Source organism: Mucilaginibacter galii (genome assembly GCF_014635825.1).
Lineage (GTDB): Bacteria > Bacteroidota > Bacteroidia > Sphingobacteriales > Sphingobacteriaceae > Mucilaginibacter > Mucilaginibacter galii.
In genome coordinates this window covers 68,309-80,794 of sequence record NZ_BMDO01000001.1, presented here as the reverse complement: position 1 = coordinate 80,794, position 12,486 = coordinate 68,309, and the positions used below count along the sequence as shown (strand labels likewise).

General features: G+C 44.9%; 10 protein-coding genes. 5 read left to right on the top strand and 5 right to left on the bottom strand.

The annotated features are described in order from the left end of the window. Window positions 1-164: 164 nt before the first annotated feature. Entirely contained in the window at window positions 165-2,693 is a 2,529-nt protein-coding gene (lon, locus tag IEV61_RS00395) for an endopeptidase La (protein ID WP_229746980.1), read from the bottom strand. A 307-nt stretch (window positions 2,694-3,000) separates the two neighbouring features. Between lon and IEV61_RS00390 the strand changes: the two genes are divergently transcribed. Then, window positions 3,001-3,615 (top strand): tetratricopeptide repeat protein, encoded by a 615-nt coding sequence (locus IEV61_RS00390; protein ID WP_188412761.1) that lies wholly within the window; start codon window positions 3,001-3,003, stop codon window positions 3,613-3,615. Between the two features lie 65 nt (window positions 3,616-3,680). On the opposite strand, the gene IEV61_RS00385 is transcribed toward IEV61_RS00390, so the two are convergent. Then, the gene (locus IEV61_RS00385; RefSeq protein WP_188412759.1) at window positions 3,681-4,262 is read right to left on the bottom strand and encodes a hypothetical protein; all 582 of its coding nucleotides are present in this window, start codon (window positions 4,260-4,262) and stop codon (window positions 3,681-3,683) included. Then, window positions 4,249-5,769, bottom strand: a complete 1,521-nt coding sequence (gene gpmI, locus IEV61_RS00380; protein WP_188412756.1) for a 2,3-bisphosphoglycerate-independent phosphoglycerate mutase — start codon at window positions 5,767-5,769, stop codon at window positions 4,249-4,251. Before gpmI ends, IEV61_RS00385 begins: the two co-directional genes overlap by 14 nt. Before the next feature lie 182 nt (window positions 5,770-5,951). Here gpmI and nadC point away from each other — a divergent pair, with 182 nt between their 5' ends. The 4 genes from nadC (at window position 5,952) to IEV61_RS00360 (ending at window position 9,209) form a co-directional block, all read left to right on the top strand. Continuing rightward, window positions 5,952-6,797, top strand: a complete 846-nt coding sequence (gene nadC / locus IEV61_RS00375) for a carboxylating nicotinate-nucleotide diphosphorylase (protein ID WP_188412754.1) — start codon at window positions 5,952-5,954, stop codon at window positions 6,795-6,797. A 45-nt stretch (window positions 6,798-6,842) separates the two neighbouring features. Then, a complete protein-coding gene (gene plsY / locus IEV61_RS00370) occupies window positions 6,843-7,490 on the top strand; it encodes a glycerol-3-phosphate 1-O-acyltransferase PlsY (RefSeq protein ID WP_188412752.1) in 648 nt (215 codons plus the stop codon). A gap of 12 nt (window positions 7,491-7,502) precedes the next feature. Next, a complete protein-coding gene (locus IEV61_RS00365) occupies window positions 7,503-8,303 on the top strand; it encodes a M48 family metallopeptidase (RefSeq protein WP_188412751.1) in 801 nt (266 codons plus the stop codon). Between the two features lie 180 nt (window positions 8,304-8,483). Next, window positions 8,484-9,209, top strand: coding sequence for a YqjF family protein (locus tag IEV61_RS00360; protein ID WP_188412750.1), 726 nt, complete (start codon window positions 8,484-8,486; stop codon window positions 9,207-9,209). Between the two features lie 277 nt (window positions 9,210-9,486). Here IEV61_RS00360 and IEV61_RS00355 read toward each other — a convergent pair whose 3' ends face one another. Beyond that, window positions 9,487-10,278 (bottom strand): DUF3050 domain-containing protein, encoded by a 792-nt coding sequence (locus tag IEV61_RS00355; protein ID WP_188412749.1) that lies wholly within the window; start codon window positions 10,276-10,278, stop codon window positions 9,487-9,489. A gap of 308 nt (window positions 10,279-10,586) precedes the next feature. Then, window positions 10,587-12,458 carry an SPFH domain-containing protein gene (locus tag IEV61_RS00350; RefSeq protein WP_188412748.1) on the bottom strand — a complete coding sequence of 624 codons (1,872 nt, stop codon included), beginning with the start codon at window positions 12,456-12,458 and terminating at the stop codon, window positions 10,587-10,589. Window positions 12,459-12,486: the final 28 nt, after the last annotated feature.

The window sequence follows — 12,486 nt, the reverse complement described above, 5'->3', positions numbered from 1 at the left end:
CTATTTCTATAATAGCGTTAGTATGCATAAAACTTTAACTAAAGAAAAGGTATGTTTTTGAAATATAAAGTCCGTTAATATTAAATAAACTTCGAATGATAAATGAGGTAAAAAACAAAAGGCAGCGATGAAGCTGCCTTTTGTTTTTATTAGTTGTATAATGCTTATTCTGCTGCATAGGCCGCCGCCGGCTTAGGTTCTTCCTTTATGGTCAAATCCAACGGCTCTTCAACTAATTCGTTAAGCAGGGCCAGGTCAATAACTTCGCGCATTTCTTTAACGTAGTTAAATTGCAGTTCTTTAATATAATCTTCTTTAATTTCCTCAATATCCTTGCGGTTGCTTTGGCAAAGGATGATCTGCTTAATGTTGGCGCGTTTGGCAGCCAGTATCTTTTCTTTAATACCCCCAACCGGCAATACACGGCCACGCAGGGTAATTTCCCCCGTCATGGCTAAATGCGGTTTTACACGGCGTTGCGTAAAGGCCGAGGTTAAGGCAGTTAACATGGTTACACCTGCCGATGGTCCGTCTTTTGGCGTAGCACCTGCCGGTACGTGTACGTGAATGTCCCACTGGTCAAACAACCGCTGGTCAATGTTAAAATAGCCTGCATGTGCCCGCAGGTAAGCCAGTGCAATAGTGGCCGATTCTTTCATCACATCGCCCAAACTGCCGGTTAAGGTTAAGCGTCCTTTGCCGGGGCTTAAACTGGCTTCTATAAATAAAATATCGCCGCCTACCTGTGTCCAGGCCAGGCCGGTTACTACGCCGGCAACGTCGTTATTTTCGTATAGATCTTTATCAAACAACGGCGGGCCCAAAAAGCGTTCCACATCTTTTTTGCTTACCACGGGCGTATACTCTTCTTCCATGGCAATGCTTTTGGCTATACCACGTACTACCGAGCCTACCTGTTTTTCAAGGTTACGCACACCCGATTCGCGGGTGTAGTCCTCAATCACCTTTTCCATTACGTCGTTTTTGATCACCACGTCTTTAGTTTTAACGCCGTGAGCTTCGCGCTGCTTAGGTAAGAGGTGTTGTTTGGCTATCTCGATTTTCTCTTCAATAGTATAACCGTTTACCTCGATAACCTCCATACGGTCTAACAAAGCGGGCTGTATAGTGCTTAAAGAGTTGGCCGTGGCTATGAACATCACATTGCTAAGGTCAAAATCCAGCTCTACGTAGTGGTCATAAAAAGTACTGTTTTGTTCGGGATCTAAAACCTCTAACAGGGCAGATGATGGATCGCCCCTAAAATCGTTACCTACCTTGTCTATCTCATCTAAAATAAACACCGGGTTAGCAGCGCCAGATTTTTTGATGGATTGGATGATACGGCCCGGCATAGCGCCGATATAAGTTTTACGGTGACCGCGAATTTCGGCTTCATCGCGCACGCCGCCCAAAGCCATACGTACATATTTACGACCTAAGGCCTTGGCTATTGATTTACCCAGCGATGTTTTACCTACACCCGGAGGGCCAACCAGGCAAAGAATAGGGGCCTTCATATTATGCTTTAGCTTTAATACAGCTAAGTATTCAATAATACGGCGTTTTACCTTATCCATGCCAAAGTGGTCTTTATCAAGTACTTTTTGCGCACGTTTAAGGTCGAAGTTATCTTTGGTAAACTCGTTCCAAGGCAGGTCGAGCAGTAATTCCAGGTAATTTATCTGTACCGAGTAATCGGCCGCAGCGGGGTTAATGCGCTGCAACTTCTCTATTTCTTTATTAAAGTGATCGCTTACCTCTTTGCTCCACTTCTTTTTTACAGAACGGGCACGCAGGTTCTCTATCTCCAAATCGGGCGATGAACCGCCTAATTCTTCCTGAATGGTTTTCAGTTGCTGGTTCAAAAAATAATCGCGCTGCTGCTTATCCAGATCGGTGCGTACTTTGGTTTGTATCTGGTTTTTAAGTTCCAGCATTTGCAGGTCGGTGGTCAAATGCTCCAGCACAAAATGGGCACGGTCGCGCAGGCTCGGCGTTTCGAGCAGGCGTTGTTTTGCCGTTACATCGGCGTTCATGTTCGATGCAATAAAATTGATCAGAAACGATGTGCTCTCGATGTTACGGATAGCAATACCGGCTTCGCTCGGGATACTGGGCGATAGCTGGATAATGCTCATAGCCATATCCTTCACCGAAGAAACCATGGCCTTAAATTCTTTATCTTCTTTATAAGGAGCCTCTTGAAAGGGCTCTACACTGGCTTTTAAATATGGAGCGCTTTGTAATTCTTCTTTTAATACAAAACGTTTTTTGCCTTGCAGTATCACGGTGGTATTACCATCGGGCATTTGCAGCATTTTAATAATAAGTGCTGTGGTGCCCACGGTATGCAGCTGATCAAACTCCGGGTCTTCGGCGTTAACATCCAATTGCGTTACCACGCCCACCATACGGTCACCTTTGTTGGCATCGCGTATAAGTTTGATTGATTTATCGCGGCCAACGGTAATAGGTATAACCACGCCCGGGAACAGCACGGTATTACGTAAAGGCAGTATAGGTAAAACTTCAGGTACTTGCTCATTGTTCATTTCCTCCTCGTCTTGCGTAGACATGAGGGGGAAGAACTCCGAATCATCGTTTAATATTGGTAATGTATTTTTAAAATCAAATGGATCGAAACTCATCAAATACCCTTTCTTGTATATATGGTAGTAAAAAAACGCCATGTTGGCAGACCTGTGGTAAACAGCTGTTGCAAACACGGCAAAAATACGCTTTTATGCGCTAACGCTGTAATGTTTCAATTGATATGCCAATTATAGACAAGGTGACAATTTACCATTGCATTAAAAAATTACCTTGATTATTGTTGCGTAATTAGTATAATTGCCGTTGCCTGCAAAAGAAAAACAGTCGTGTTGAGCGAAGCAATTTGTAGTTTATAATTTAAAAGTTTTAAACATACAGCATTTGCATACAATAAAATATATAGATGCAAGTTATTGTATAGTTAATGTTGTTAACAACTGATCAATGATGAGGCTGTCGGTCATAATATCTTTACTTATTGTTTCTTCGTTAGAAAGCTCTGCCCAAAATGCTTACTTAAAGCTTGGCTACCAGGCTTTTATGGATAAGGATTTTAAAACAGCCGTAAAGCAGTTAGAAAAAGCCTGTATTGTAGACTCTAACAGCACCAATGCCCTTTGGATGCTGGGTTACTCATACTTTCACAGCGAAAACTATAAAAAGTCTATAACCGCTTATACCCGCGTAGTTACGCTTGATAGAACCAACCACGCAGCTTACTACTTTAGATCGAAAGCCAAAAGCAATATGGCTAAAGACAGCCAGTTACCACCCGCCGAAAGAGAAAAGTATATGCTGGGGGCCATTCAAGACTTAAACAAAGCCATTCTTATTAAAGCTGAAGATAGTTATTACCAGAACAGAGGTTTAGCTTACCGCGATTATGCTGTTTATAAAATGCAATTGGGCGGGTATGATCACGCGCAGGTTGGCACCTCATTCAAAAATGCTATCGCTGACTTTGAGAAGGTGTTGAGCAACAATCCTAACCGTAACGATATTGCTTCATTGCTCGAAATATCAAAAGAAAAGCTGGCCACAGTTGTTGGTCATCGTTAGGCCCCTCCTAAATCCTCCCCGGGAGGGAGGACTTTAAAAAATTACATGCAAGAAAAAGGAGCTCACTAAAACTCCCTCACTCCTGGGGAGGGTTGGGGAGGGGCTATCACTCCACTAATCACATACCTATTACTTCCCATTAACTTCACCTGCTGTTCTTTATCAATCACGTAAAGTGAATCAGGGTAATAAGTGAGGTGTTCAGTAGTTTTGTAAAGCAGGTTCTTGGTAGCGTTACTGATGTTGATCTTTGTAACCTTTCCATTGATGCGCCGGATGCTGATACGGCGGGTAAAAAGCTCGGGCAAGAGGGCGGTGTACACTACCGAATCGCCTTGTTCATCAATACGGTAACTGTCGCGCCAGGCGGGTTTATTAATGTCTGAGGCGGCAAATAAGGCTAACTCTTGTCCCCAGTTTTTAATAACGATACGTTTGGTTTGAGTTTGGCTATTGTTATGCGTCACTGTTTTGTTTACCGCAGGTTGAGCTTTACGTAAACGTGCAGAATCGGCATTAATAAAAGCTTTCAGATCGAAATAGCGTTTATTGCCTGTGCTTACATGCACATCGGGGCGGCAAGCAGCCAGCCCCGATAAGCACGTTGTGATAAAAAGAAATTGCTTAAAGCTTTTACACCAATACATCACCTGTCATGGTAGCAGGTATTTGCACACCCATTAAAGTTAAAACGGTAGGGGCTATGTCGCCCAATTTACCATCGTTAATATGATCAACATCTTTGTCGATCAAAATGCAGGGCACCAGGTTAGTGGTATGTGCCGTGTTAGGCGATCCGTCTTCGTTGATCATAAAATCGGCATTACCATGATCGGCAATGATGATGAAAGAGTAGCCGTTTTGGGTACCTACCTCAACCAGTGTTTTAACACAGGCATCAACCGTTTCAGCGGCTTTTACTACGGCTTCAAAAACGCCGGTATGGCCTACCATGTCGGTATTGGCAAAATTGAGACAAATAAAATCGGCCCAGCCACTTTGCAGTTCAGGTAAAATAGCATCGCGGATACCTTCGGCGCTCATTTCAGGTTGCATATCGTAAGTAGCCACTTTTGGCGATGGCACCATCAGGCGCTTTTCGTTAATAAACTCCTTTTCGCGGCCACCTGAGAAAAAGAAGGTTACATGCGGATATTTCTCTGTTTCGGCAATACGGATCTGGTTTTTACCAGCGTTTTGTAATACTTCGCCCAGCGTGTTGGTCAAATCATCCTTGGTGAAAACTACCTTTACGTTATTGAACGTTTCGTCGTACGTGGTCATGGTAACGTAGTACAGGTTGAGCGCATGCATATTTTGCTCAGGGAAATCTTTCTGGCAAAGCGCCTGCGTAATTTCACGGCCACGGTCTGTACGGAAGTTAAAGCAGATCACCACATCGCCTTCTTTAATAGTAGCTATGGGATTGCCATCTACATCTGTACGGATGATAGGCTGTATAAATTCGTCAGTTACACCTTGTGCATAAGATTCCTGGATGGCCTGTACCATATTCATGGCTGGTGCACCCTGGCCGTTTACCATCAGGTCGTAAGCAAGTTTAACGCGTTCCCAGCGGTTATCGCGGTCCATGGCATAATAGCGGCCAATAGCCGAGGCCAGTTTAACCGGCTGCTGGCTAATGGCAATTTCGAGATCAGTTATATAGGTAACACCAGAGTTAGGGTCGGTATCGCGACCATCTAAAAAGGCGTGGATGAATATTTTTTCTAACCCGTACTCTACCGCAGCATCGCACAAACCTTTTACATGCTTGGTATGCGAGTGTACGCCACCGTCAGACACCAGGCCTATTAAGTGCACATCTTTATTGTTTTCTTTAGCATAAGCAAATGCTTCTTGTAATACAGCAATGCCGGGCAGTTCGCGCTCGTCTACCGCTTTGTTAATGCGGCCCAGTTCTTGGTATACCACGCGGCCGGCGCCTAAGTTCATGTGGCCAACTTCCGAGTTACCCATCTGTCCCTCGGGTAAGCCTACGTCGGTACCCGAGGTTACCAGTTTAGAGTTGGGATACTTTTGAAGCATCTCATCAAAAAATGGTGTATTGGCCTCGTAAATGGCGTTTGATTCGTCGGGACGGCCGTAACCCCAGCCATCTAATATTAATAAAGCTACTTTCTTATTTTCCACGGCGCAAATATAGTTGATTGGTTGATTAGTTGAATAGTGGTTGGTTGATTAGTGAGTGGTTAAGTAGTTGAATTGTTAGAATTAAAAAAACAAAGAAGATTAAATGCAACCCCGAACCAATAAAAATCAAAAACTAAATCCTAACTAATTGTTTTACTTTTGAAGCACAAAAAATTCATATTTTGGATAAAGAACTTGTACACGACTTTATAATAAGGGCGCTGGCCGAAGATGTTGGCGATGGCGACCACACCTCGTTAGCCACCATACCCCAGGGAACCATGGGCAAAGCCCGTTTGTTGGTTAAAGACACCGGCGTACTGGCCGGGGTAGAACTGGCTTTAGAAATTTTTGATATGGTTAGCCCCGAACTTAAAGTAGACGTTTACTTGCAAGACGGTGCCATGGTTAAACCCAAAGATGTGGCTTTTATGGTAGAAGGCAGCGTACAATGTATACTTAAAGCCGAACGCCTGGTGTTGAATTGTATGCAGCGCATGAGCGGTATTGCCACCAAAACGCGCCAGATAACCGACCTGCTTAAGGGGACTAACACTAAGGTGCTTGATACCCGTAAAACAACGCCCGGTTTCCGTTACCTCGAAAAATGGGCGGTTGAAATTGGCGGAGGAGTAAACCACAGGTTTGGTTTGTATGACATGATCCTGATTAAGGATAACCATGTTGATTACTCGGGCGGTATACAACAGGCCATTTACAATACGCACGAATATTTAAAAGCCGAAAATAAAAGTCTGCAAATTGAAATAGAGGTACGTAACCTCGACGAATTGGAGCAGGTGCTCGAAACCGGCGGTGTAGATCGTATTATGCTGGATAACTTCAGCATCCCCGATCTTAGAGATGCCATCAATATTATATCGGGCAGGTATGCTACCGAAGCATCGGGTGGTATAACGGCCGATAATATTTATGAATACGCAGCTTGCGGAGTAGATTATATTTCGGTTGGTGCCCTAACCCATTCGGTTAAGAGCCTCGACCTCAGCTTAAAAGCCGTTAAGTAATAAGTTACCAAATTTATGGTGTTCATTTAGTATTTTTGTGGCAAAATGATTTCTGTCTATTCTGTTTTAGTGCTTATTCTGGCCTACCTGTTTGGCTCTATTCCTACCGCGGTATGGATAGGCCAGGCGTTCTATGGGATAGATGTTAGAGAATACGGCAGCGGTAATGCCGGCGCTACCAATACTTTCAGGGTTTTGGGCAAGCAGGCGGGTATACCCGTTATGTTAATTGATATCTTAAAAGGGTGGACGGCCACCAACCTGGCTTACCTCATTGGCGTAAGCACTATCGGGCACCATAATTCTGTTGCATTTATTAATTATGAACTGGCTTTGGGCATAGCGGCCGTAATGGGCCATTTGTTCCCGGTTTTTGCCGGATTTAGGGGTGGTAAAGGCGTGGCTACATTATTTGGAATGGTTTTGGCTATAAACCTACAGTCGGCTCTATTGTGCGTGCTCGTATTTATAATAATATTGCTGGTAACCAAATATGTATCATTAGGCTCTATTGTAGCCGGATTTACTTATTTAGTGGGAGTAACCTTTATATTTCCAGTGTATATTAAATCGGTCGTTATATATAGTATGTGCATATGTGTGCTCATTTTGGTTACCCATCAAAAAAATATAGAACGTTTACTCAAAGGCAAGGAGTCGAAAGTCAACCTTTTTAAAAGTAAAGTAGCCTAAAACAACTGTCCTATGAAAATTCAAAAATTAATGATGGCTTTCACAGCGGCCGTTATTTTCTACTCGTGTTCCACTGTGCCCTTAACCGGTCGTAAACAATTTTTAGCCGTTGGCGATGCCGAGGTTAATCAATCGGCCGCAACCAGCTACCGCCAACTGTTATCAGATCCTAAAACCAAAGTTATTACCGGTACCAGCGATGCGCAACGCATAAAAACGGTGGGTAACCGTTTAGCCTCTGCTATACAAACTTACTTAAGCCAAAACGGTTACGGCGATCAATACAATTTTCAGTGGGAATTTAACCTGATACAAAGTCCCGAAGTAAACGCCTGGTGTATGCCGGGTGGTAAAGTAGCCGTTTACAGCGGTATTTTGCCTATAACATTAAATGATGCCGGTTTGGCTACCGTAATGGGTCATGAAATTGGTCATGCTATTGCCAAGCATTCTGCCGAACGTATTTCACAAGAATATTTAGCGCAGGGTGTAGGCGCTGCGGTTGGTGTTGCTGCTAACACCTCCTCATCTGTATTGTTAAAGAGTGTTAATGCCTTATATGGTACAGGCAGCCAGGTAATGCTTTTGAAGTACAGCCGTAACCAGGAAACCGAAGCCGACCGTTTGGGTTTAACTTTTATGGCTATGGCCGGTTACAACCCTAATGATGCTGTAGCTTTTTGGCAGCGTATGGCAGCTAAAAGTGGTGGTAATGCTCCGCCGGAGTTCTTAAGCACTCACCCTTCAGATGCTAGCCGTATCCGCGAAATTCAAAACCGCATACCCGAGGCCATGAAATATTACAAAAAATAAGAAATTTAAATCCCGCCATCAGGCGGGATTTTTTGTTATAGCATTAATCATCCAATAACAACTATCCTGTCATCTCGAACGTTAGTGAGAGATCCTGTTCAAACGCCAGGTTGTATATTATGCACATCGAACAGGATTTCTCGTTATCACTCGAAACGACATTGAGGTTCATATAACACCATGCCTAAAATTAAATTTCTCCAAGCCGATTGGCGCGATCTGCTCATGCTTAATTACGAGGTGCCGCCAGAGGTGCTTAAACCTTATCTGCCGGCCTATACCGAGCTGGATTTGTGGGAAGGTAAGGCATTGGTTAGCATGGTGGGCTTTATGTTTTTAAATACCCGGGTATTAGGCATTAAATGGCCATGGCATGTAAATTTTGAGGAAGTAAATCTACGTTTTTATGTGCGTTATTTTGACGGACAGCAATGGAAGCGGGGTGCAGTGTTCATCAGCGAAATTGTGCCGTTAGCTATTATTCCCATGGTGGCTAACAACCTTTACAACGAGCACTATAAAGCCATGCCTATGCGCCATTCGGTAAATAGTAATGATAAGGAAACCGAGTATTTGTACGAATGGAAATACAAAGGCCGCTGGAACAAGTTAGCTGCCACCGTAAGCAATGCATTTGTGCCCATAGAAAACGGCAGTGCCGAAGAATTTATCTTTGAACATTATTGGGGTTATAATGCTATCAATCATAACACCACGTTGGAGTATGCGGTTGAGCACATGCCGTGGAACATAGCCCCGGTAACCAAATCTATTTTTGATGCCGATGTGGCCGCGCTTTACGGGCCAGCGTTTGAACCCTATCTCAAGCAACCTTTTTCAGCCTTCTTTGCCAAAGGATCAGATGTGGCGGTAAGGGTAGCGCAACGGATAAAGAAGAAGAGTTAGCATGAACCGCAAGTTCGGGCGTCCACGCCCGAACATTAATGATGTAAGCGTCCAAGCTTACGATAACATCATAACTGTAAGCGTGGACGCTTACACCAAAATTCATTCAGGCGAGGACGCCTGAATGTGCGAGAAAAAAGAGAACTACACAGACTTTTAATATATAAAAGTATGTCATTGCGATTGGAGCGATAGCGACGCGGCAATCTCACTGGGACCAGTCTAAACGAGATTGCCACGCTACGCAATGACATTTATGTTATTCTCAAACTAATAACTATTCGCTCACTGCTTCACCCATCGTTTCCAATATTCCATCCCATAAGGCAATACGTGCTTGCAGGGCAGCTTCAACGGCTTGGGTAGCTTCTGTCCATTTGCTTGCATCGTCGCCGCATAATTCGGCGGTCATTTCATAAGCTAGGTGCGAGTGATGGTCGCCATCTACTTCGATGTGGCGTTCGAGGTAGTACAGTAGTAAACTAACCTTATCAGGAAACTGACGGCTAATTTCTTTCACCATGCTAATAAACATTTCGGGTATCAAATCTTCACGACCAAAGGTGAATACCGCAGCCTGGATATAAGGCTTATCTGTGGCAATTACCTCGAAAGTATGCTGTACAAATTTGCGGGCAGCTTCAGGAATAGATGCCTCTTCAAGGGCTTCATTAATAGACTTACCTGCTTTGAATTTTTCAAATAGTGCATAAATGGCTTTGGCCTCGCTGCCTGCCTGTTGCATAGCACGCAGGTAAAGTTCAAAGTGACTAGTGCGGTTTCCCTCATTATCAATGTCACTTTCCTCGCCCGTAACAATCTCATTAATGAGGTAGCGGGTGTTGGCGCTGCCTACCGGCATCCAGGGCAGGGTAGTGCAGGTAAGGTTTTGCTGCAACGCTTTCAACAGCGACATAAAATCCCACACCGCAAAGGCATGATGCTCCATAAAAGTGTTAAGGTCCTCCAGCGTTTGCATTTGCCGATACAAAGGATGACTGATCAATTGGGCTCTTAAAGGTTCTATCTGCTGTTTTAACTGCGCTATGCGCTGATCTGCTATGGCCATAATATGTTTTAAATGCTTGTCAAAAGTAGGAGGGATAAACGAAGAAAGTAAACCGGCAGATTTTTATGACGAAATTTTGATGGGTAAAGGTATGTAAACAGAAACCGTCATTGCTGAGATTGCTTCGTACCTCGCAATGACGGGTAATTTAAAGTATCAAAAGCACATCCAAAGATGTGCTTTTGATACTCACGACTCACGACTCACGACTCACGACTCACGACTCACGACTCACGACTCACGACTCACGACTCACGACTCACGACTCACGACTCACGACTCACGACTCACGACTCACGACTCACGACTCACGACTCACTGCTATTCTCCTTCTGCAACTTCTTCAGCATTTCGCTGCCTATGAGGGCGTCTATCATGCCGCCGTTGCCACCATCTTTACCGCTAACCAATATATCGGGCACCAGTTTAATGCCGTTTGATGCCAAAGCTTCGGCTACGCGCACAATGGCGTATTGTTCGGTACCCATGGCCAGGGTCTTTTCTTTCGTTACCTCGGCTTCGGCCAAACCTATGGCTTTGATCTTGCCTGCATCGGCGGCACCGTTCAGTTCAGTAGCGGCGGCATCAGCCTTGGCTATAATGGTTTTGGCCTCGGCATCGGCACGGGCGTTAATGGTGCGGTTCTCAGCATCAGCTTTGGCGTTAATCACTCTCGATTCGGCATCACCTTTAGCTGCAGCCACCTTAGCGGCAGACATCTGTGTATGAATTTCTACCTGCCTTGTCGATTTTACCACCTCGGGCTGCATATCTGCACCGGCACGTGCGCTTTCAAATTCTTTACGCTCAATTTGCGCACTGCGTTGCACCTCGTAGGTATGGCGTTCTTCCTCGGCCAGTTTACGGTCGGTCATGGTTTTCATTAATGCCTCGGGAGGCACAATGTCACCTATCAGGGTATCAACACCCACCACGTTATAATCGGCCAGTACCTGGCTAATATGTCCCTTGGCATCATCCTGCCTTTGCGAGCGGTTGGTTAAGAAACCTATTACATCGCTCTTTTGCGCCGCATTACGGAAATAGTTGGCAATGGTAGGCTCCAGTACCTGCGATATAAGGTTTTTCATTTTACCAAAACGGGCAATTACTTTAGGCGCCTCGTTACGCGGTATATGGATAATCTGCGATACGTCTAAATTAAAGGTAAACCCATCGAACGAGCGTACGTTGATAGTACTCAGGTTCTTGTCCAACTCGTGTGCCTCGCTGCGGCTGTTAGCCCAGTTGAGTACTGTGTTGGTGGTAGGTACCATTTCTACGCTGTGGGTATAAATGTTTACCGGGTGCTTACCGGGGTCAAGCGGTTCGTCCCATACACCTTTTTGACCCTTGTGCACAATGTTGCCATGTTTAAAGTTATCGCCGCTGGTATCGGTACCTTCGGGGCCTACAAAGGAGTTTACCACGCCTACATAACCAATGGGTATGTGCATCATTTCTACCTGTTCTAAAATAGCGAACCAGGGGTTGAGGTAGTAGGTACCTGCCAGTATCACATCTTCTTGCAAACCCTTTTTACCACCGGCATGAATAAAGGCCATAGGGTCCTGGTAGTTACGGTGACCGTCTACCGAGCCGCCTGCAATTTCGCCTTTATCCAGCGGTTCGCCATCTAAAGTGGTAATAATACCTACCTTATTTTCGTGTACCTGTGTAATGGGTACCATGACTATCTCGAATAAAAACGTATTGATACGGTAGTTACCGGGGGTGAGGAAAGCCGCTTGCGGGCCTTTTTGTCCGCCGTTTTCTAAAAAACGCTGCGCATCCTGAAACTTGTCGCACTCCACGGGGCGGCCCAGCACGCGGCCGGTATCGAGCGGGGCACCGTCGCGGGCTTTTACCAGCCCCAGTTTGTCTTGCTCAATAATGGTAAACGGTTCCATGGTAATGCCATACTGCCATGGCCACATACGCCAGTATAAGCCTGGAGCAAGCGGTTTGGCCTGCATACCGGCTTCGCCGCGGGTGGCAATAATGCGGCCGTCGGGCAATTGCTTGTCAGACCCATAGAGGGTAAACTTTTTAACCACCAGCCCTATACGGTTATCGGGCACGATGATCATTCCGAAAAATACACGAAGTACAGATTTGTACATAACAAGGGCAGCCACAACAGGCACTACCCACCACAGCTTGAAAATAAGATCAGCCATTTGCATAAAATTTAAGATTTGGTTTTTG